At 64.4% G+C, this 21,934-nt stretch carries 18 protein-coding genes; 6 read left to right on the top strand and 12 right to left on the bottom strand.

Annotated elements, in window-relative coordinates; translation table 11 throughout:
- Positions 1-212 precede the first annotated feature (212 nt).
- Genes J2R80_RS20350 through J2R80_RS20325 form a run of 6 tightly spaced genes read right to left on the bottom strand, consistent with a single transcriptional unit; the run spans position 213 to position 7,633 of the window.
- Entirely contained in the window at positions 213-1,439 is a 1,227-nt protein-coding gene (locus J2R80_RS20350; protein WP_253589684.1) for a Zn-dependent hydrolase, read from the bottom strand.
- A complete protein-coding gene (locus J2R80_RS20345; RefSeq protein WP_141339851.1) occupies positions 1,436-2,266 on the bottom strand; it encodes a type 1 glutamine amidotransferase in 831 nt (276 codons plus the stop codon). The genes J2R80_RS20350 and J2R80_RS20345 overlap by 4 nt, the downstream gene beginning before the upstream one ends.
- A gap of 3 nt (positions 2,267-2,269) precedes the next feature.
- A complete protein-coding gene (locus J2R80_RS20340) occupies positions 2,270-3,442 on the bottom strand; it encodes an iron-containing alcohol dehydrogenase (protein ID WP_057020603.1) in 1,173 nt (390 codons plus the stop codon).
- A gap of 9 nt (positions 3,443-3,451) precedes the next feature.
- Positions 3,452-4,837 carry an aldehyde dehydrogenase family protein gene (locus J2R80_RS20335; protein ID WP_253639288.1) on the bottom strand — a complete coding sequence of 462 codons (1,386 nt, stop codon included), beginning with the start codon at positions 4,835-4,837 and terminating at the stop codon, positions 3,452-3,454.
- A gap of 34 nt (positions 4,838-4,871) precedes the next feature.
- Positions 4,872-6,239, bottom strand: coding sequence for a glutamine synthetase family protein (locus J2R80_RS20330; protein ID WP_253639287.1), 1,368 nt, complete (start codon positions 6,237-6,239; stop codon positions 4,872-4,874).
- Between the two features lie 50 nt (positions 6,240-6,289).
- Positions 6,290-7,633 (bottom strand): aspartate aminotransferase family protein, encoded by a 1,344-nt coding sequence (locus J2R80_RS20325; RefSeq protein WP_253589682.1) that lies wholly within the window; start codon positions 7,631-7,633, stop codon positions 6,290-6,292.
- Positions 7,634-7,985: 352 nt separating this feature from the next.
- Here J2R80_RS20325 and J2R80_RS20320 point away from each other — a divergent pair, with 352 nt between their 5' ends.
- The 3 genes from J2R80_RS20320 (at position 7,986) to J2R80_RS20310 (ending at position 10,705) form a co-directional block, all read left to right on the top strand.
- Positions 7,986-8,807 (top strand): DeoR/GlpR family DNA-binding transcription regulator, encoded by an 822-nt coding sequence (locus J2R80_RS20320; protein ID WP_253589681.1) that lies wholly within the window; start codon positions 7,986-7,988, stop codon positions 8,805-8,807.
- Positions 8,808-8,820: 13 nt separating this feature from the next.
- On the top strand, positions 8,821-9,846 hold the full coding sequence (locus J2R80_RS20315) for a helix-turn-helix domain-containing protein (RefSeq protein ID WP_253639286.1): 1,026 nt from the start codon (positions 8,821-8,823) through the stop codon (positions 9,844-9,846).
- A gap of 67 nt (positions 9,847-9,913) precedes the next feature.
- Entirely contained in the window at positions 9,914-10,705 is a 792-nt protein-coding gene (locus tag J2R80_RS20310) for an inositol monophosphatase family protein (RefSeq protein WP_168856097.1), read from the top strand.
- A 26-nt stretch (positions 10,706-10,731) separates the two neighbouring features.
- On the opposite strand, the gene J2R80_RS20305 is transcribed toward J2R80_RS20310, so the two are convergent.
- Together J2R80_RS20305 and J2R80_RS20300 are read right to left on the bottom strand one after the other, a co-directional pair.
- Positions 10,732-11,688 (bottom strand): choline/ethanolamine kinase family protein, encoded by a 957-nt coding sequence (locus tag J2R80_RS20305; RefSeq protein ID WP_168856098.1) that lies wholly within the window; start codon positions 11,686-11,688, stop codon positions 10,732-10,734.
- Positions 11,685-12,641, bottom strand: a complete 957-nt coding sequence (locus tag J2R80_RS20300; protein WP_253639285.1) for a phosphotransferase family protein — start codon at positions 12,639-12,641, stop codon at positions 11,685-11,687. Before J2R80_RS20300 ends, J2R80_RS20305 begins: the two co-directional genes overlap by 4 nt.
- A gap of 201 nt (positions 12,642-12,842) precedes the next feature.
- Here J2R80_RS20300 and J2R80_RS20295 point away from each other — a divergent pair, with 201 nt between their 5' ends.
- Positions 12,843-14,249, top strand: coding sequence for an amidase (locus J2R80_RS20295; RefSeq protein WP_253639284.1), 1,407 nt, complete (start codon positions 12,843-12,845; stop codon positions 14,247-14,249).
- A 4-nt stretch (positions 14,250-14,253) separates the two neighbouring features.
- On the opposite strand, the gene J2R80_RS20290 is transcribed toward J2R80_RS20295, so the two are convergent.
- The 4 genes from J2R80_RS20290 to J2R80_RS20275 form a co-directional block, all read right to left on the bottom strand.
- Positions 14,254-16,074, bottom strand: coding sequence for an ABC transporter ATP-binding protein (locus tag J2R80_RS20290; RefSeq protein ID WP_253639283.1), 1,821 nt, complete (start codon positions 16,072-16,074; stop codon positions 14,254-14,256).
- A 1-nt stretch (position 16,075) separates the two neighbouring features.
- Positions 16,076-16,993: an ABC transporter permease gene (locus J2R80_RS20285; RefSeq protein WP_057020612.1), complete on the bottom strand. Its 918-nt coding sequence runs from the start codon at positions 16,991-16,993 to the stop codon at positions 16,076-16,078.
- Between the two features lie 2 nt (positions 16,994-16,995).
- Positions 16,996-17,976, bottom strand: coding sequence for an ABC transporter permease (locus tag J2R80_RS20280; protein WP_092083050.1), 981 nt, complete (start codon positions 17,974-17,976; stop codon positions 16,996-16,998).
- A 101-nt stretch (positions 17,977-18,077) separates the two neighbouring features.
- A complete protein-coding gene (locus tag J2R80_RS20275; protein ID WP_057020614.1) occupies positions 18,078-19,640 on the bottom strand; it encodes an ABC transporter substrate-binding protein in 1,563 nt (520 codons plus the stop codon).
- Between the two features lie 341 nt (positions 19,641-19,981).
- Between J2R80_RS20275 and J2R80_RS20270 the strand changes: the two genes are divergently transcribed.
- Together J2R80_RS20270 and J2R80_RS20265 are read left to right on the top strand one after the other, a co-directional pair.
- Positions 19,982-20,791, top strand: coding sequence for an HAD-IIA family hydrolase (locus J2R80_RS20270; RefSeq protein WP_253589679.1), 810 nt, complete (start codon positions 19,982-19,984; stop codon positions 20,789-20,791).
- On the top strand, positions 20,791-21,771 hold the full coding sequence (locus J2R80_RS20265) for a phosphotransferase enzyme family protein (protein WP_253639282.1): 981 nt from the start codon (positions 20,791-20,793) through the stop codon (positions 21,769-21,771). The genes J2R80_RS20270 and J2R80_RS20265 overlap by 1 nt, the downstream gene beginning before the upstream one ends.
- The last annotated feature ends 163 nt before the right edge of the window (positions 21,772-21,934 follow it).

Below are 21,934 nucleotides of genomic sequence, written 5' to 3'. Positions count from 1 at the left end.
AACTGGGCTCAATGCGCACGAGGTCCGTCATATGGGTCCAAACCGATCTCGGCGGTCCGCTTCGCCTTGGTCGGCTTTCCTCGCGAAGAAACGCGATCGTCGCTCATACGGTCTGGTTGCAGATTCGAGTCCCGCCGGACCCACCAGCAAATCAGTTACTTGTCGGGTGGTGTCCCTTCATCGCCCATTTAGGATCATCCACCCGAAATGCCTCACGCCTTCGCGGTAACCATTCTCCACAGCACCTCGGTCAGCACCGCGTAGCCCTTGTCGAGGGCCGCGGGCGCCGTGAACTCGCGCGGATTGTGGCTGAGCCCGCCCTCGCTCGGGACGAAGATCAGCGAGGACGGAACAGATTTCTGGATGGCCAGCGCGTCGTGGCCGGTGATGGTCTTGAACGTCATGGCCTTGAAACCGAGATCCGCGGCGACAGAAAGAACCAGTGCCACGCCGCCGGGATCAAGCACGGTCCCCGCTCGCCTCTCGTCGGCAGCGATCGAGATACCAACGCCGATCTCGCCCGACTCACGCGCGATTCGCTTCAGAAAGCGATCGCTGATCGCCGAGACCACGGCTTCGGCCTCATGCCGGATCTCGAACCAGACCCGAACACGGCCCGCCACGACATTCGGCGAGTTGGGATAAACGCTGATGCGCCCCGCGGAGGCATGGGCGCCCGCAGTCTCCCTCGCGACCTCCTGGTACAGCGCCTCGATAGCCCGGGCCGCTGCGCGCAGTGCGTCGCGGCGGAGCGCCATCGGCATCGGTCCGGTGTGCGAGTAGTCGCCTTCGAACATCACCGATATCTTGCGCGTCATCCACGCGCCGGACACTGCGGCAATGTCGCCAGCCGCCTGCTCCAGGCGATCGCCCTGCTCCACATGCAACTCGACATAGCGCACCGGATTGTGTTCGAGCGGCGTCGTCCCGCAATAGCCGATCGCGGACAGCGCCTCGCCCAGGGTGACGCCCTCTGCGTCGCTGCACGCATATGCATCCTTCAGGCTCAGGGCGCCGGCGAAAACCGAGCTGCCGGTCAGGCTGGGCTGGAAGCGGGCCCCCTCCTCATTGGTCCAGTTCACGACGGCGAGGTTGCGTCGCGCGGCGCCGGGATTGGCACGGCAACGCTCCCTGACGGCCTCGACCGCGAGGATTCCGGCGAGCACGCCGAAGACCCCGTCATATCGTCCTCCGGTCGGCTGGGAATCGAGGTGCGAGCCGGTCATGACGACGTCCGTGGACGCCGGCGCCAGCATCGCCACGCCAAATAGATTGCCGATCGCGTCGATCCTCGGAACAAGGCCGCGATCGGCGATCTCGTGCAAGAAGAGGTCCCTCGCCTGCTTGTCGCGCGCCGTTCCAGCCAGCCGACACACGCCACCGTCGTCGGTCGCACCGATCCTGGCAAAGCGCGCGATGAGGTCATGCAATGCGGTCATGTCTGCTCCAGCGATGCGATCCAGTTCCTCAGCTCGGTCTGCCGGCAATCATGGCTCAGAATGTCGCGGTGAAGTGCCAGTTTCCAGGCGAGATCGCCACGCCGTTCGTCCGCCTCGAGCGCCGAGAGGTCGGCGGCATAACGCGCGAGCGCGTCCAGATCGGCAAAGAAACCCTCGTCAACCAGGAGCTGTCCGTAGCGCCGGATGACGGCGACGACGTCGTGCAAGCGATATTCGGGATGATACTGCACGCCCCAGAATAGCCCGCGACCGAAACGGATCTCCGCCGCCTGAACCTCGCACATGGTATTCCAGGCGGTGACGGTTGCGGACTGCGGAAGGCGGGTGACAATATCGCTGTGGATGGCCGGCGCGTCGAACACCGCCGCACGGCCAGCATGCATGGGATGAGCGCGGCCTTCAGCCGTCAGCATGATCCTTCGCGCGAACCCGACCTCGCGCCCCGCCGGGTTGAGACCGACCTCGCCGCCCGCTGCGACCGTGGCGAGCTGCAAGCCCCAGCACGAGCCGAACATTGGCACTCCGCGAACGAAGATCTCGCGCACGAGGTCGATCTGCCGCAGCGCTTCGACCTCTCGCTGGTAGATATTGAGGGCCGACCCGGTGATCGCGATGCCGTGGTAAGCTTCGAGCGGTTGCGGCAGCGCGAAGCTCGCATCCGCCGGTGTCGCGATGTCGACGACGACGCGAGGTGCAAGCGACCGCAGGACCGCCGCATAGCTCTCCGCAGGCATTGCGCCCGCCGTCTCGGCGATCCGTCGCCGTCCGGCCAGCGTGTTGCCCTCGAGAACGAGCAGCCTCAGCACGGCTCAGCTTCCAAGATCGCCTCGAATGGCGGCCAGCGTCAGCTGCTTGAACTCCGGCTCGGTCAACGGCCGCGGATTGGCACCCGCAGTCGGATCCTTGACGGCATCGGCCGCGATCGTTCCGGCGTCGGTCTCCTTCACCCCGAGCTCGGCGAGCGTATGCGGCACGCCGAGCTTCTTGCGGAAGGCCAGCAGCCAGGACAGCACGGCATCGAAGTCTTGGCTCGGCAGGTTGAGCGCGCGGGCAATGTGCGGAATCTTGTCGGCGATCGCAGCCTTGTTGCAGACCAGGACATAAGGGAAGACCACACCATTGGTCAGCCCGTGATGGGTATCGTATCGGGCGCCGACCGGATGGGATATCGAGTGGATCGCGCCCAACCCCTTCTGGAACGCGGTGGCTCCCATCGAGGCCGCGGCGAACATGTAGGCGCGCGCTTCGAGGTCGCGACCGTTCTCGACCGCGCGCGACAGATAGTTATCGACGATCTTCATCCCCTCCAGTGCGATGCCGTCGGCAAGCGGGTGAAATGCCTTGACGCAGTAGGCCTCGAAGCAGTGCGACAGCGCATCCATGCCGGTTGCCATGGTGAGAAACGGCGAGAGACCGACCGCGAGCTCGGGATCCTCGATTGCGATCCTGGGCATCATCATGGGATGGAAGATGATCTTCTTCTCATGGGTATCCTCACGAGTGATCACACCGGCGCGGCCGACCTCGGACCCCGTGCCTGCCGTCGTCGGCACCGCAATGATCGGCGCGATGCCCTTGGTGTTGGCGCGCGTCCACCAATCGCCGACGTCCTCGAAATCCCAGACCGGGCGCGACTGCGCCACCATGAACGCCACGCATTTGCCGACGTCCAGCGCCGAACCTCCGCCCACCGCAATCACGCCGTCATGACCGCCGGCCTTGAAGGCTTCGACGCCGGCCGTCAGGTTGGTTTCGGTCGGATTGGTCTTCACGTCGGAAAACACGGCGAGCGGAATGCCCGCCTCGCGCACACGGTCGACGATGCTGGCGATGAGATCGGTCTTGGCAAGCCCGTGATCGGTGACCAGCAATGGCCTGGTGAGGCCGTTGGTCTGGCACGCCTCGGGAAGCTCGGCAATGCGGCCCGCGCCGGTAACGACGCGCGTCGGAAAATTCCAGGCGCCGGTGATCTGAACGTCCATGTGCTGCTCTCAATGCTCGATGCGAAGGTGGAATGATCTTGGGCGGGTCAACGCCTCGAAGCCGAGGCGCGACATGCCGACACCACGTCCGGTGTCCTTGAGGCCGGTCCACGCCAGGGCGGGATCGACATAATCGCAGCGGTTCATGAATACGGTGCCCGTTGCGATGCCGTCACCGATACGTTCGGCTGCGGCGGCGTCCTCGGTCCAGACCGATGCAGTCAGGCCATAGGGGCTGTCGTTCATTAGGCCAACCGCCTCCTGATCGGAGGAGACCTTCATGAGGCCGACCGCAGGCCCGAAGCTCTCCTCCATCATCACCTGCATGGAGTGATCGACGCCGACCAGGACCTGAGGCATCAGATAGGCCGTACCGATCTTGTCCGCCGGGAACCGGGCCGGATCGATCAGAGGCTGCGCGCCTTTTGCGACGGCCTCGCCGATGTGGGCGCGGACGGTATCGGCAAAGCGTGTCGCCGCCATCGGGCCGAGCGTCGTGTCCCGCGACAGCGGGTTGCCGAGCCGGTAGCGCGCGGTCAGGCCGGCAAAGGCGTCTACAAAGGAGTCATAGATCCGCTCATGCACGTAAATCCGCTCGATGCCGCAGCAGCATTGGCCGGAATTGTAGAAGGCGCCGTCCACGAGCTGCTCGACCGCGAAATCGAAATCGGCATCCGGCCGCACATAGGCCGGATCCTTGCCGCCGAGCTCTAGCCCGAGGCTGATGAATGTCCCGGCCGCCGCTCGCTCGACGGTCCGGCCGCCGGCGACCGAACCGGTGAAGTTCACATGGTCGACCGAGCGCGATGAGATCAGCTCACTGGTCATGACATGGTCGAGCGTGAGCGTCCTGAACACCCCCTTGGGCAGGCCGACCCGGTCCAGTGCCGCCTGGAAGCGCTCACCGACCAGCAGGGTCTGCGCGGCATGCTTCAAGATCACGGCGTTGCCGGCCAGCAGCGCCGGCACGATGGTGTTGGCCGCGGTGAGATAGGGATAGTTCCAGGGCGCGATCACCAGCACGATGCCGGCAGGAACGCGCTTGATCATGCGGCGGAATCCGGGCTGCCCGGTCGGCACGATCGGCGCCAGCGCTTCATCGCTGAGCTCGACCAGCACGCGGACGCGCTCCTCCAGGCTGCGCAGTTCGCCGCCATAGCGCACCGGCCGGCCCATCTGCATCGCGAGCTCCGGAACGACCTCGTCGTTCTGCGCCCGCATCTCGTGCAGGAAGGCGAGCATCATGGCCTTGCGCTCGGCGAGCGATATGCTCGACCATTCCTGCTGCGCTTTCCGTGCTTGCGCGAGAGCCGCGGCGACCTCGGCACCCGTTGCGACGGGCCGCCGGGCAACCTCGCTGCCGTCGACCGGCGAAATGCAGACGATATCGTTCACGTGATGTCACTCGTTTTGGAAGGGAGGATCCGTCTCAAATGATCTCGAAGTAGCGAGCGAGCTCCCAGTCGGTGATGGCCTTGCGGAACTCGCGCTCCTCCCACTGCCGCGTCATCGCGTAGTGATCGACGAAGACGTCGCCAAACAGGTTGCGCGCCGCCTGCGAGGCGACCAGCCGGTCGGCCGCCTCCGACAACGTGCGCGGAAACGCGCGCTCGGGCGGATGCCTGCGCTCATAGGCGTTGCCGATGATCGGCTCGTCCGGTTCGATCCTGTGCTCGATTCCCCAGAGGCCCGATCCGAGCGCGGCCGCGATCGCCAGATACGGATTGATGTCGGCGGCAGCGACGCGGTACTCGACGCGCTGGCTGGCCGGCTTGCCGGGAATGACGCGCAACGCGCAGGTCCGGTTCTCGATTCCCCAGGTCGCGTCGGTCGGTGCCCAGAAGCCGGGGATCAGGCGCGAGTAGCTGTTCACGGTCGAGGCCACCATCGCGAGCAGCTCCGGAAGCAGCGCCTGCTGGCCGCCGACGAACCAGCGCATGATGTCGGACATGTCGCCGGGCCTGCCGCCCTGGTGAAACACCGGATTGCCGTCCCGGTCGCGCAGCGACAGATGCAGATGCCCGGATTGTCCGGGATAGGCGTTCGACCATTTGGCCATGAAGGTGAGCATCTTGCCCTGACGCTCGGCCCAGACCTTGGAGAAGGTCTTGAACAGCACGGCGCGGTCGGCGGCCGCGAGCGCATCGGTGTATTGGATCGCGGCCTCCAGCACGCCGGGTCCGGTCTCGGTGTGCAGGCCTTCGACCGGCATGTCCATCTCGTTGCAGAGCTTGAGCAGCGAGCGATGAAATTCGGACTCGACGGAGGCGCGCAGCATAGAATAGCCGAACCAGCCCGGCGTGAGATTCTTCAAGCCGCGAAAGCCCTTCTCGCGCACGCTGTGCGGCGTCTCGTCGAACACGAAGAACTCGAACTCCGCGGCCACGGACGGCGAGAATCCCATGCCCTCGGCGCGGTCAATGACGCGCCGCAGCAGCCGGCGCGGACACACCCCCGCCGCGGCGCCCTCGAATTCACCGAGGAAGAACAGCATGTTCTCTTCCGTCGGCACATTGCGGCAGGTCGAAGGATCGATGCGCGCGGTCGCGTCGGGAAAGGCCGTATGCCAGCCGGTGAATGCACAATTGTCGTACATCTGGTCGTTGGAGTCCCAGCCGAACACGATGTCACAGAAGCTGAAGCCGGCCTCCAGCGCGCCGACGAACTTGTCGCGCGCGAGATATTTTCCGCGAATGACGCCGTCGAGATCGACGATGCCGAGCTTGACGTGGGAGAGGCCCCGCTCCTCGACAAGGGCCTTCGCCTCGGCGATAGTTCGTACGCTTCTTGCATCCATGATCTTCAAATCTTCGGCTTCTGTGGCATCGCGGGCTATCGGCGATCGCGTCACGACGCGGCCACCTCGCGCAACTCCTCGTCGCACGCGGTGATGAACATGTCGGCGTGGTCCTTGCCGAAGCACAGCGGCGGACGAATCTTGAGCGTGCTGCCGAACGGACCGGCAGCACCGATCAGGATGCCGCGCCGGCGCAGGCGATTGATCAGCAGGCTAGCGAGCTCCGGTGCGGGCTCCTTGCTGTCGCGGTCGCGCACCAGCTCGAGCCCGATGAACAGGCCGGCACCACGAACGTCTCCGATGGTCATGTGGCGATTGCCGATCTCGCGCAATCCATCCATCAGGTGACGGCTGACCTCGCGCGCATTCTGCATCAAGCCCTCGTCCTCGATGACGTCGAGCACGGCAAGGCCTGCGGCCGCGGCCACCGGGTTGCCGCCGAAGGTGTTGAAGTACTTCACTTCCGCGGCAAAGCGATCGAGCAGCGCGGCGCGCATGGCGACGCCTCCCATCGGAAAGCCGTTGCCCATGGGCTTGCCCATCGTGACGATGTCGGGGACGACGCCATGGCGCGCGAAGCCCCACATCGCCGCCCCGGTTCGTCCGAAGCCTGGCTGCACCTCGTCGGCGATGAACAGTCCCTGACGTTCGTGCACGAGCTTCACGGTGGGGGCCAGGAAGCCGGCAGGGTCGGCATGGATGCCATCGCTCGAAAAGATCGTGTCCACCAGCAGCGCAGCAAAGCCGAAGCCGCTTCGCTCGAGATCGGTGATCGCTGCGGCAACGCTGTCGGCAAAGCGCTGGCCGGGATCGCCGACCGGATTGCGATACATCTCGGGTGCGGGAACTGCCCGCACGTGGGGCGGCAGCGGCTGACCGGGACGCGAGGACGGCGAGACATCGGTCACTGCGGCGCTATTGCCGTGATAGGCGGTCTCCGTGACAATGAAGCCCATCCGCCCGGTTGTCACTTTCGCGACCCGTAGCGCAAGGTCATTCGCCTCGCTGCCGGTGCAAGTCAGGACCAGATGATCGATCCCGCGCGGAAACGTCGCCAGGAGACGCTCCGCATAGCCATCGACGACGTCGTTGAGATAGCGTGTGTGCGTGCTGAGCAGGCCGGCCTGACGGCTTATCGCCTCGACAACGCGCGGATGCGAATGCCCGACCGACGGCACGTTGTTGTAGAGATCGAGATAGCGCCGACCATCGACGTCGAACATATAGACGCCTTCGGCGCGCGCCATCCTGATCGGCTCCTGATAGAACAGCACCGAGGCTTTTCCGAACGAACGCAGGCGTCGTTGCACCGCCTCGCCGAGCGCTGGGTCGATTGACGACACCCGACTCTGATCGAAGGCGTTCAACGCCAGAATCCCTTTTTCCTGCTGCATCGCCTGCCTTTCCTTTGGCCCGCGGCCTGCGCGGACCAAAGCCGTCCCCTGCGGCGATCATTCCCCAGCCGTTCCACTGCGACCTTGGATCTATGTGCGAATCCCCACAACTGAAAAGCAGATTGCAGGCAAGAGACACCAGAACGTCAGACATGCGCTCCGCATTCCAAAGCCATACTTCATATGTTTCAGTGCCTTATGTGATCGCCATGATTCCTTTGCGAATTCCATAGGCAGCCACGGCGCCCAAAAAATGAGGAATATGCCACACAATTGATGTGGACTCACAACATCACTTGGGGAACGATCATGGCACCGACGCTGGAGAGGTTTGCAGCCGGAGAGACAGCGAATGACGAGTGACGCCCCTGCTGCGGCCGACAAGCGGCCACGAAAGGCCGACGGCGACCGCCTCTCGAAGCTCGCGCGCCACAAGCACATCATCTCGCAACTCACCGCCGCGCCGACGCTGCGGGCTTCCGAGCTCGCCGCCGTGCTCGGCGTCTCCGGCGAGACCATCCGGCGCGATCTGATGGAGCTTCAGGAGCAGAAGCTCATCAACCGCACCTATGGCGGGGCGTCCCGTCCCTTCGCGCTCGAGCCGGCGCTGACCGATCGCAAGGCGATCATGATCGCCGAGCGCGAGGCGATGGCCGCGGTGATCGCCGACCTGATCCTGCCGAACGAGGTGTTGATGCTTGGCGCGGGCGCGACCACGTTTCACATCGCGCGACGGCTGGCCTCACGCGCGCAAGACATCACCGTGATCACCCATGATTACGCCATTGCGGCCGCGCTAGCCGTCAATCCGTCGATCCGCGTGCTCTGCTGTCCCGGCCGCTATCACCCCACCGAAGGTTATGTGTTCGGCACGCAGACGATCGCGAACATCAACAGCTATGAGGCCAACCGCGCCATCGTGAGCGCGACCGGCATCAGCGCGCGCGGCGCGAATGATGCCGACGATGAGGCCGGTGCCATCTATGGCGCGATGGCCAAGCGCGCCGCAGAAGCCATCCTGGTAGCCGATCACGGCAAATTCGACCAGCGTGCGCTCACCGTCTTCGCACATTGGACCGATATCGATCGCCTGGTTACCGATCGGCAGCCAGAGGGAGCTCTGGCAACCGCTCTCCGTGAAGCCGGAACGGAGATCATCGTTGCGCAACCCTGAGAAAGGCCCAGCCATGGCACGCCTGACATCTGTTGCTTCCCGCGAGGAAAACACCGGCCTTCATGCTGGCAACGACAAGGGCCCCGGTCCCACGCAGGATTGGCGGACCCGGATCGGACGCCTCGATCTCGAACTCGTCGGGCCGGACCACGCCTTTGCCCGCAACTGGGAACGCGTTGCCTGCATCCACGATGCCGCCTATGTGCTGGTGTTTCCGCAGACTGGATGCGTCGCATTCAGCCAGGACAGCCGCATCGGGATCGCACGTCCCGGCGAATATGTCCTGCTCAGCGAGCTCGCCTTCTACGAATTGTCGTCTGACAAGACCGCGCGCTTCCTGATGTTGCGGATTCCGGCCGCCGAGCTGCGCGGCCGGCTCGTCTCGGTTGAAGATCACATCAGTCGCCGCTTCAAGCCAAACGAACAGATGACGCACCTGCTGGCGGGCATGATCCGCAGCGTGGCCGAACTGTTCGTCGCCTCGCCGCCGCCGAACCCCCAGGCGCTCGCGACCGAAATGATCAGCTTCGTCGCGCTGACCATCGGATCGGAGGATCGCGGCGCCGCAACCGATGTGCGCAACGCGCGCTATCACCTGCGCCGCCGGATCGTCGACTTCATCGAGAGCCATCTCGGTGACCAGTCGTTGTCGCCGAAGAAGATCGCGGCGTCGAGCCGCATCTCGCTCAGTTATTTGTACAGCCTGTTCAACGACAACGAAACCACGGTCAGCCAGTTCGTCCAGACCAAGCGGCTGCAGCGGGCGTATGAAATCCTAGTCGCCGATCCGAAGGGCCGGCGGACCGTCTCGGAGGTCGCCTACGAAGTCGGCTTCAAGAACGTGTCGCATTTCTCCCGCTGCTTCAGCCGGCACTTCAAGGTGGCGCCGCGCGACGTTCGCCAGGCGCCCGTGTCGGCGCCGCAGCCGGCCGCTGGCGTGCCGCAGCCGAGGAGCCCTGCCGCCCGAGTGGCGCGGCGCAACGGATTCGACTCCCCCTATTGGGAGATCGACAAGCAGTCGGTCCACGAGACCGCGTAACGCCCGATCCCAAGGCAAGGCGTCGTGCGTCCCGCGACGTCGGCGCGCCTCCCGCCCGGAGTGACCATTGGACGACATTCAAGACAGATTATCGGCAAGCGAGCTCGCTTCGTTCTTCAACGAGCTTGCCGACGTGGCCGGACGGATCGCCGTGACGCACTTCCGTTCCCGCGTCGATTTCGAGCGCAAGCCGGACCTGACGCCGGTCACGATCGCCGATCGTGCGATCGAAATGGAGCTACGGCAGCTGATCGGTTCGCGCTTCCCCGATCACGGCATCCTCGGCGAGGAGATGGGATCGACGGCCGGGGACCGCTACACATGGTATCTCGATCCGATCGACGGAACGAAGAGCTTTATCTCCGGCATGCCGCTGTTCGGCACGCTCGTCGCGCTCGCCGACGAGAGAGATGGATCGATCACCGCCGGCATGATCGATATGCCCGCGCTGGCCGAGCGGTGGTACGGCACCCGGCAAGGCACCACCTTCAACGGCAAGCTGGCAAGGGTGAGCCGCACCACGCGACTGGAAGACGCGCAGATCTACACGTCATCGCCGGACTTCTTCACGCCGAGCGACTGGGCCCGCTACGATGCGCTCAGCCAGAAGGCCATGTTCCGGCGATTTGGCGGCGACTGCTACCAATATGGCCTGCTCGCATCCGGCCACTGCGATCTCGTGGTCGAAACCTCCCTCAAGTCGTTCGACTTCATGCCGCTGATTCCGGTGGTCGAGGGCGCTGGCGGCATCGTCCGCGACTGGCAGGGGCGGCCGCTGTCGCCGGAATCCGATGGCCGGATCATCGCGGCCGCGAACGACAGCCTGCTCGAGCAGGCGCTCGCGATCCTCAATCAATAACTGCGCAAGCCCTCCTGTCGCGCGGCTCAGACGAGCCGCAACCAGCCATCCCAGCGGGGATCGTACATCACGTCGCGGGCACGCATGTATTTCCAGACGCCGTACTTCTGATAGTCGAAATCCCAGTCCTTGAGCTTCCTGTTCACGACCGCCCATGACGCCCATTTCAGGTCGGCGAGCGCCCGGTTGAGTATCACGCGCGCGACCATCTGCGGCCGCACCTCGCCCAGATATTGCTCGATCAGGGCCTCCGTCAGATGCTCGTCGAAGAACATCTCGGCGAACAGGACGCCGAGCTCATAGCTACGCTCGTTGTTGGAAGCGAACTCATAGTCGATCAGCTTCATCGGCCTTGGGGCGCCTGATTCCGCCGAGATCAGGAAATTGCCCGGCATCGGATCGTTGAAGCACGGCACGAGATCGAGACCCGACGCCAGGAACGCCGACTTGGCCTGATTGTAGCGATGCATCAGCCAGGGCATGTCCTGCGGGAAATGCGCGCCGAGCTCCCTGCCCTGCTCGATATGTTCCTCGATCATGTCGAAGATGGTCTTGGTCTGGCCGAGCTTCGGGCCGGCATGCAGGCGGCGGTAAAGGTCGAGAACGTCGGCCTGGATGGCGGCATCGCCGAAATCGGCATTGGTGCAGGCGCGATAGCCTTCGAGAAACTCGCTGATCTCGAGCCCGTCCGTGGCGTCGAAAAAGATCACCTCGGGCGCAACGCCCATGGCGTGGGCATTGCGCGCAGCCTCGTTGGCGGTCACGCGATCGATGAACATCTCCGAGCCCTCGCCGGGCACCTTGATGAAGTAGCGCCGTCCATCGCCGGATATCTCGACCAGCCAGTTCTGATTCATGAGGCCGCCGACCAGCGGGGTATAGGCCGCCCCCTTGCCGTGCCATTGCGGCACGCGGGCGATCGCTGCCTCGATATTGCGCTCGTGGACTGTCGCTCCCTCGCCGAGCTTCCTGCGGACAGTCATGCGATCCTCCGAAGCATCTCGCCAAAGCGCGGCTCCCGGACCATCATGCGGCAACGTACGAAGCGCCAGCTGGCGAACTTGTAAAACTCAAAGGTGTTGCGCGCCGACAGCGCGGCGAGCACGGCGCCGATCAGGCCCCAGCGCAGATCATCCGCCATGCCGTAGATGCGGGCGCGGCTGAATGCGCGCTCGTCGAATCCGCCGGCGTTGCGGCTGAAGGCGTCGCGCGCCTCCGGCTCCTGCGCGAAGGCTTCGACGAGGAAGCTGCCGAGGTCCTCCAGCGGGTCGGCCGTCGTGGCGCGATCCCAATCGATCAGGCGAACTTCGCCGGTGTCGCTGATCAGGATGTTCGAGACATTGCCATCGCCATGGATTGGCACCGGTTTGATGTCGAGTTTCCTCAAGGCATCGGCCGCAAAACGCAGCTCCTTGACCAGCCATTCCGCATCAGACGGCAGTTGCGCCTTCGCGGCCTTTGCCGCCTCGTAGAAATGCTCGATCTCGTCGAAGACTCCCATGCGCCGCGGCAGAGGCGCCCCTGCCTGGAACAGGCGCCGCGCCGCGATGACCGCGTCGACGATCTTCGGCTCCAGCATCCGCTCCAGCGTGCCGACCCGCCAGCCACGGTTGAGATCTTCCATGACCAGAAGTCCCGCGTCCGGATCCGCCGCAAGCACCTTGGGACCGATACCGAGATCGGATGCGCGCCGGGCCGCTTCGAACGCGCAGGCAACGTCGATGTAGAGCTTGGCATCCACATCCATGTTCTTGATGAAGATGCTCTCGCCGCTTCCGTTCCTGGTGGCGCGCCAGGGAGCGCCGTCGACCCCGCGCCAGCTTGGCGAGGCGAGGACCGGAATGGCGGGCTCGATCACGATATCGCCCGTCCCCCATCCCGGGAGCCCGGCAATGTAGTTCCGGACCGTGGCGATTTGCGTTCCAGATTGGCTCATGACGACTTCTGATCTCTCGCGGGTGTCGTTCGGCCCGCCTGTCGCGGGCCTCCCGGTTTGATGACAAATTCGATCAAGACAGATGCAAAAGGGATGCCTCGCACTCCACCAAATCATGCCCTTACGGCAGCGGCACTACCCCGACAGGGGCGACTTTCGCTATCCGGACACTGATCCAGAACGCCATTTGTCGAGGCCAATATGTCTGCTGCGGAACTGATCGGGATGAGCCTTGCGGGGCTGACGGAGGCCTACGCATCGCGCGCATTGTCGCCGGTGGAGGTGTTGCGAACCGTGCTCGGCCATGCCGAGGCGGTCAATCCCGCGATCAATGCGCTGTTCTGCTTCCGTCCGGAGCAAGCCATCGCAAGCGCGCAAGGCTCGGAAGCGCGATGGAAGGCGGGAACCGCGCTGGGTCCGCTCGACGGCGTCCCCATGACGGTCAAGGACAGCGTCGCCATGATCGGCTGGCCCTATTTTCACGGCATCGGCGCCAACCGTGCCCTGCCGCCGTCCAACTACGATTCGCCGCCGGCGATCGCGCTCCGCGAGGCCGGCGCGGTGATCTTTGCCAAGACCACGATGCCGGATTGCGGCCTGATGGCGTCGGGCATCAGCTCGCTGCACGGCGTTACCCGCAACCCCTGGGGGCTCGCCTGGAATACCGGCGGCTCGTCGGCCGGCGCAGGCGCCTCCGTCGCCGCTGGCGCCGGCTATGTTTCCGTCGGCACGGATATCGCAGGCTCGGTCCGCCTTCCGGCCGCCCATTGCGGACTGGCCGGACTGAAGCCGACCCATGGCCGTGTGCCGCATTTGCCGGCCGACACCATGCGCATGGCAGGCCCGATGGGTCGCAGCGTGGATGATATCGCGCGCCTGCTGACCGTGCTGACGCGGCAGGACGAGCGCGACACCTGGAGCCTGCCCGCCGATGGCGTGCGCTATCACGAGCATCTGAAGCGCGACGTGAAGGGACTGAAGATCGGCGTCCTCACCGACATGGGCTTCGGCATGAAGGCCGAAGCTACGGTTCGCAGCGCGGTCGATGCGGCCGGCAAGCTGCTCGCCGGCGCCGGCGCGATCGTCGAGCCGTTCACCTCTCCGCTCACCGACGACGCCTATGCGCCGATCGACCTGTTCCTCCAGGTGCGCGGCTATCTCGAATATGCAGCGCTGCCGCCGCATGGCGACACCGCACGCGACATCAATCCCTACGTTCGCGCATGGTGCCTTGGCGGGGCGAAACATTCGGGCGCCGACCTCTACCGGGCGCTGGGCCGGATCGCCAAGATGAAGGCGGCGCTGCTCGCGGCCTTCGAGGGCTGGGACTATGTCATCGCCCCGACGCTGCCGGTGGTGAATTTCCCGGCCGAGGAGCCCGGCGTGTCGCGTGAGACGCCGCTCGCGCACACGCTGTTCACCGCCATGTTCAACCAGACCTGCCAGCCCGCCTCCACCGTCTGCATGGCATTCGATTCCCGCCATCTACCGATCGGCGTCCAAGTGACCGGGCACCGCTTCGACGATCTCGGCGTGCTGCAGGTGACCAAGGCGCTGGAGGACATGCGCTCGTTCGCGATGGACTGGCCGTTCAAGCCACGGCCCTGAGCGCTCAGGCCGCGGCCTGCGCCGGGTCGCCGTCGAGAAGGTGGCAGGCGGCGAAGCGCCCCGGCGCGTGTTCGACCAGCTTCGGCGTCTCCAGCCGGCAGCGGCCGAACGCCTTCGGACAGCGCGAGGCAAAGCTGCATCCCGCCGGGATATCGATCGGGCTCGGCGGCTCGCCCTCCAGCAAGAAGTCCGCCGGGTTGAACGGCTTCTCCTCCAGCGTCGGGGCGGCCGAGAGCAATGCCTTGGTGTAGGGATGCTGGGGATCGAAGAACAGCTCGCGGTTGTCGGCGATCTCGACCATCTCACCGAGATACATCACGGCAATGCGCGTGCAGACCCTGCGCACCATTGCGAGATCATGGGAGATGAAGACATAGGTGAGGTCGTTCTTCTCCTGCAGCTTCGAGAACAGGTCGATCAGCCTTGACTGCTCGCGTTGATCCAGCGCGGACAAGGTTTCGTCGAGGATCAGCAGCTTGGGATCGAGGATCAGGGCACGCGCGATCGAGATGCGCTGGCGCTCGCCGGTGGAGAGCGTGTTCGGGAGCTGGTCATAGAGCTCGGCGGCAAGACCGACCTCGGCCATCGCTGCGATGACCCGGCTGCGCAGGTCCGCGCGGGCGACATTGCCGCGGATCAGCAGGCTCTCCTCGATCATGCGGCCGACGGTGGTGCGCGGCGGCAGCGCGTTGTACGGATCCTGCAGCAGCAGCTGGAATTCGCTGCGGGTGCGGATCAGCTCGCGCGGCGACAACGCCCCGAGCGACGTGCCGTTGAGGACGATGCTGCCGTTGTCGGGAACCTCCAGCCAGGCCAGCAGGCGCGTGAGGGTCGACTTGCCGCAGCCGGATTCCCCGACGATACCGAAATTCTCGCGCGGCATGATGTCGAGCGTTACGCCGCGCACCGCCTGCACGTTGCTGTAGGTATTGAACGTCCCCCGCTTGCGCGCGCGATAGGTCCGAACAACGTGCTCCACCTTCATCAGCGGCACTTCGTCTTGCGCCTTGCGGCGGGCCAGCGGGCCCTCGGTGGTCGCCCACATGCGCGGCACACTGGCAATGGCCTTGCGCGTGTAGTCGGTCTGTGGCGAGGCGAGCAGGCCGGCAAACGCTTGCTGCTCGACGAACCGGCCCTGATGAAGCACGGCCGTGCGGTCGCCGAACTGGCCGAGCGTGGGCAAGGAAGACGACAGATAGATTGTCGCCATCCTGTGGCGCAGGCACAGGTCGTGGAGCAGCGCCACGATCTGTGCCGCGATGGTGACATCGAGCGGCTGGGTAATGTTGTCGGCGATCAGGACGGCGGGCTCGGCGCAAATCGCGTCCACGATCATCGCGCGCTGCATCATGCCGCCGGAAAATTTTGCCGGGTAGTCCCAATAGCGCTCCTTCGGCGATGGAATCCGGACCTCGCCGAGGAGCTGCACGACCCGCTCGCGGCATTCGCGCGGATTCCATTCGGGCCTGACGCTGTGCAGCTTTTCCGCGATCTGGGTCCCGACCGGTATCGTCGGATCGAGCGAGCTTTGCGGCTTGGAGCCGATATAGGCGATGTCGCGGCCGATCCGCACCTCGCGCGCCCCGGCGCCGAGAATGTCGTGGCCGGCGAACGTGACCTGTCCGGAGCGATACGCCAGACTTTCCGGCAGCCAGTTCGCCAATGCGCGGCTGAGCACGGTTTTGCCGGCGCCGCTTTCGCCATAGATGCCGAAGATCTCCGAGGTGTTGAGGCGGAAGGAGATGTGATCGAGGATCGGCGCGGCGCCCGGTGCCGAAGCGCCGACCGTGAGGTCGTCAACCTCCAGAATGAGCGAGAGATCCATCTCAGAGACCCCCATAGATGCGGTTGCGCGCCTTCTCGAGCGCCGACCCCATCAGGTTGATCGAGGTAAGCGCGATAGCCAGGAACACGCCCGGCGTGGTCGCGATCCACCAGGCATTGATCAGGTATTTGCGGGAGTCGGCGATGATGCTGCCGAAGCTCGGCGTCGGCGGCTGGATGCCAAGCCCCAGGAAGCCGAGGATCGCTTCGAAGATCATCATGCGTGCGACGTCGAGCACGGCGACGAATGCGATCGGCGGCAGGATGTTCGGCGCGGCGAACAGAAACAGGATCCGCCAGTCCCCGGCGCCGAGCACGCGCAGGCCGCGGACATATTCCTTGCCGCGCTCGGTGACCGCGGCGCTGCGCGCCACGCGCGCGTAGAGCGGCCAGCCGGACAGCGCCAGCACGATTATGATGGTCGGCACCGTCGGCCGCGACACGCCGAGAATGGTGATCGCCAGGATGATCATCGGAATCGACAATTGGGCATCGGTGATCCGCATGATGACGGTGTCCCACCATTTGCCCTTGAAGCCGGCGAACAGGCCAAGGCCGCAGCCGATGACAAAGATGAGCAGGACCGTGACGACGCCGACCAGCAGCGAATAGCGCAGGCCGATCAGGCTGCGCATCAGCATGTCGCGGCCGAGCTGATCCGTACCCAGCGGATGATCCCAGGTCCATTTGTCGCCGAGAAAGACCGGCGACATGAACTTGTCCTTCACCACCATCTTGGTCGCACTGATCGAGGACACCTCGGGATAGATGGCCGAGGCCAGCACCAGCGCCATGAAGATGAAGAAACCGATCTTGAAGCTCGGCATGCGCCAGGCGGCGGCCATGATGCGGCGGTTGACGGAACGGATTGGGGCCGCCGGCAAGGCGGGCTCCTCGGCGATGATCGTGGTGGCCGTCATGCTCAGATCTCCACGCGGGGATCGACCAGATAGGCGACCAAATCCACGATGATATTGATGAAGACAAAGACGGCGCTGGTCGTGATGGCGATGCCCTGGATGACCGGAAAGTCGCGCCCGACGACAGAGACTACGGTCAGATTGCCGAGGCCAGGATAGTCGAAAATGTATTCAATTACGAGAACGCCGCCGATCAGCGTCGAAAGCTGGATCCCGAGCAGGTTGACTAGCGGCACTGCCGCGTTGCGCAGGGCGTGCGAATAGACGATGCGGCGGCGAGACAGGCCGCGCACCCGCGCCTCATCGATGAACGGCGCTTGCATGACCTCGCCGAGCGAGGTCGTCAGCGTGCGGATGATGAAGGGGGCGATCTCCACCGCGAGCACGAAGGCCGGCAGGATGACATAGGAAAACCCCTGGTAACCGAGCGCCGGCAGCAGCTTCAGCTTCACCGACAGAAACAGGATCAGAACGATCGCGAGCCAGAAATTCGGAATCGAGACGAACAGCGACTGCATTCCGAACGCCAACGCATTCTGCCAACGATGCTGGTGCAGCCCGCCCGCGATGCCGATCGGAAACGACAGCAGCAGCGCGAACACGAGCGCCATTCCGCCCAGTTGCAGCGTGAACGGCAAGCGTTCGAGGATGAGATCGATCACCGGCGCCATATCCGACTTGGTCGGGTCAACATACTGCCCGCCGGTCGCGATCATGCCGCTGCGCGGCCGCAAATAGGATTGCCCGAGATCGCCCTGTACCAGCCCGCGCATGTACCGACCATATTGCACGATGATGGGGTCGCGCAGCCCCATCTTGGTCGCGACCTTCTCGACCACATCGGCCGGCGCCATGCCGCCGACGATCAGGCGCACGGGATCGCCCGGCACCACGCGCAGCAGCGTGAAGATGATCAACGACGTGATGAAGACGATCAGGATGCCCTGCGCGATCCGCTTGACCAGGAATTCCAGGATCAACATCGAGAAGAGCTACCCTTGCAATTCATGAGGACCAGACCCGACCAATCCGGCCTGCGTTCGCGAACCGGCAGGCCGGGCGTACCCGGCCTGCCGAGCAATCATCATGCCAATGTTGCCTTGGTCATGTCCTGCATGCCGTTCGGATAGATGTACAGACCATCCAGCTTCTTGCTGTAGGCATGGATGAAGACCGAGGTGAACAATGCGAGCGCCGGGGCCTTCTTGGCGATGGTCGGCAGCGTCTCGGTCTGCAGGATCTTCTTGCGCTCCTCGATTGTCGTGGCGTTGCGCTCCTTGTCCAGCACCGCGTCGATGTCCTTGTCGACGATGCCGGTGATGCGCTTGGAGGAGGAGTGGAAGTGGGTGCGCAGCACGAGATCCGGCTCGGGCGAGCCGGTGCACCAGCCGCAGTCGATCATGTTGCCCTCACCGCCGCCGGGCTTGTCGTAAAGCAAATTACCCCACGCCGCGACTTCGAGCGTCTGCAGATTGACCTTAAACCCCTGCTCCTGGAGCATGCCGGTAATCAACTCGGCATATTCCTTCGTCTTCGGATAGAAACCGACCGACGTGTAATAGGTGAGCTCGGGCAGGCCCTGGCCTTTGGGGAAGCCGGCCTCCGCGAGCAGCTTCTGCGCCTTGTCCGGATCGAATTCAGGATAGTCGGCCACCTCGGCATAGCCGAACTTGACCGGCGAGATGTGCGCCTTGGAATAGATGCCGGAGACGCCGAGCACGTCGAGCACCTGCTTGCGGTCGATCGAGTAGCATGCGGCGAGGCGAATGCGCGGATCGTCGAACGGCTTCTTCGAGCAGCGGAAGAACAGGTATTTGTTCTCGACCGAAACCGCCTTGTGGATGCTGAAGCGGGCATCCTTCGAGATGGTCTCGACCTGCTCCTGCTCGAGCCGCTCGATGATGTCGGCCTCGCCGTTCAACAGCGACAGCGTGCGCGTCGTGGTGTCACCGACGAAGTGATACTCGACACCCGGGATCTTCGCTGCGCCGAGGAAGAAGTCGGGATTGGCGGCGAGAACGGTGGTATCGCCTTTCTGCTCGACATATTTGTAGGGGCCCGTGCCGTTCATGCGCGCCGAGAGCTGCGCCTTATTGGCAACGTCCTTGGCCGACATGATCGGCAGGAAGGACGACAGGTAGTAGTAGAGCGTCGCCGGATAGCCCTGCACCTTCGTGTTGATGTGGCAGGTGTAGTCGTCGACGACGTCGACGGTGACGAGACCGGGGTACCACTGCGCCGGACGATCGGGTTGGCAGCCATATTCATAGGTCGCCTTGACGTCGGCCGCTGTGAACGGGGTTCCGTCATGAAATTTGACGCCCTTCCTGAGTTTCACCTCCATCGTATAGGTGTCGATGGGCTTCATCGATTCAGCCAGCTCGAAGATCAGCTCGTCCGGCTTCTCCGGCCGCATCGGCGCCCGCGTCAGGTAGCCGAACACGAAGCCCTCGACGATGAGCTGGCCGAGATTGGTATGGGTGGTTGGGTCCCAGTTGCCGGTCAGCGCTTCCGCGCCGAGAAAGCGCAGTGTCTTGCCTTCGGCGGCAAAGGCGGAATTCACAAGAAAGTCGGGATTGACCCGCCCGAAGCCGAACGCCGCGGCCCCGGCCAATCCCCCTAACATCAAGTCTCTGCGGTTGATCATATGGTAATCCCTCGATGATTTCGGCAACGCTGAAACTGCTCTCGAGGCCGCAAGGCACTCAGCCGTTTCGATCGTCTTGCACAAATCGTGGCTTTCACGCCTGCAAAGCCTAGACCAAAGGCCGCAATCGCCCGATTCCTGCTGCTCCACGATTCCGTTGCTGACACTCCCGGGGCGCCGCAGTCGCGCACGGAGATGTTCCGCTCCCGGACGCATGGCGCACACCGGCAAGGCAAGGACGCCTTTCCAATGTGCAGCACACAAATCATGGATGCACAGAGCAGCAACGCCATGCAGGCAACCATATGATCACGCTCGCGGAACTGAACGGAATCCCAGCATTGGAACAGCGCATTGCTCCGGCCAACCATCCCATTCGCGGCGTCATCTCGGATCTCGACGGCGTCGCCTATCGCGGCGACACTCCGATCGACGACTCCGTCAAGGCGTTTCGCGGATGGAGCGAGCGGGGCCTGCCCTATGCGTTCGTCACCAACAATTCGACGAAATCCGCCGCGCAATTTGCCGCCAAGCTGAGCCGCATCGGCATTCCGGCCGAACCGTCACAGGTCTTCACGACGATTTCGGCGGTCACGTCCCTGCTCGAACGGCGCTGGCCGCGCACCACGCCCGTGTTTGCGATCGGCGAACGACCACTGCTCGAGGCGATCGAGGACATTGGCTATCACCTGACCGACGTCAAGCCCAAGATCGTCGTGCTCGGCTTCGATGCCACGCTCGACTACGCCAAGCTGCGCACCGCGGTCAGGGCCGCACTCGCCGGCGCAACCGTCATCGCCACCAATCCCGATGTCCTGACGCCGGTTCATGACGGCTACGATCCCTGCGTCGGCGTGATCACGGCCGCGGTTGCAGCGGCCGTTCCCAATACGAAGCCGATCGTGCTAGGCAAGCCGCAACCGTTCCTGATCGAACAGGCGCTGGCGCATCTCGGCACCGCCCGGCATGAGACCGTCATGGTCGGCGACCAGATCGGCACCGATATCGCAGCAGGAAAGGCCGCCGGCATGCGGTCGATCCTGCTCGCCAGCGACGTCCCTTTCAATGCGGTGGCGGACGTCGTTCCCGATCGCATCATCGCGAGCCTTCTTGACCTCGCGGAGCCCGAGACGGTCGGTTGGCGGCGATGATGACTCCCGGCCTCATCGAGAGCATGCAGGCCTCTCTTGCCGCGAGCCTGCCGCGCTGGGGACTATCATCGCAATCGACGCTCGCCTTTCTCAGCCATTCCGAGAACACCACCTTTCTCGCGCAAGATCCGGCCGCTCGGCAAAAACTCGTGTTGCGCGTGCAGCGGCCCGGCTATCACTCACCTGACGAGATTGCGTCCGAGCTCGCCTGGATCGACGCCGTGATCGCAGACAACGTGGTGCTCACGCCGCGCCCGGTCGCCGATCGGGAGGGACACCTGTTATGCCCCATTCCCCTGAGTGGTGCGACACGACACGTCGTTGCATTCGAATTCCTCAGCGGCAGGGAGCCGGACGCCTCGGACGATCTGGCCACCTGGTTCGGCAAGCTCGGCGCGACCAGCGCGCGGCTTCACGCGCACAGCCGCCGATGGACATTGCCATCAACGTTCCAGCGCAAGGTCTGGGATTTCGATGCCATGCTGGGCCGCCGGCCACTATGGGGTGACTGGCGCGCCGGTCTTGGCCTGCGCGACGATGGCCGCAGGCTGCTGCAGAGGGTCGCCGACGAACTTGAACGGCGCGTCGAGGCTTACGGACGGGGCGAGCAGCGGTTTGGCCTCGTTCACGCCGACCTCCGCCTCGCCAACCTGCTCGTCGAAGGCGACCGGCTCGGCGTCATCGACTTCGACGATTGCGGCTTCTCGTGGTTCTTCTATGACTTCGCCGCGGCCGTCAGCTTCATCGAGCACGAGCCGGTGATGGACCTGCTCCAGCGGTCGTGGCTTGCGGGATACCGGACCGTCGCACCGGTCTCGCGCGACGACGAGGCCATGCTGCCTGCGTTCGTGATGCTCAGGCGCATGCTGCTGACGGCCTGGCTCGCTTCGCATTCTGACACCGAAACCGCGCGACGCCTGGGTACGGGCTACACCGACGGAACGGTCGCGCTCGGCGACCGGTTCCTGCGCGGATCGTGACGCGGACTTTCGGGACCAGCCGCGGCGCGCCTGTCCGTTTCTCCAGTGTTGTTGCTCCCGGACTCCAGAATGCCGCAACAGATGTTTCCCCGCCGGCTTTGATCCGCGAATGATGGGCGCGCTCGGACATTGCGCGTCCGAAGCGGACTTAACCAGCGAGCGT

Source organism: Bradyrhizobium sp. USDA 4541 (genome assembly GCF_024171085.1).
Lineage (GTDB): Bacteria > Pseudomonadota > Alphaproteobacteria > Rhizobiales > Xanthobacteraceae > Bradyrhizobium > Bradyrhizobium australafricanum.
Note: the sequence above shows the minus strand (reverse complement) of the source record. Positions and strands in the feature narration are given on the sequence as shown.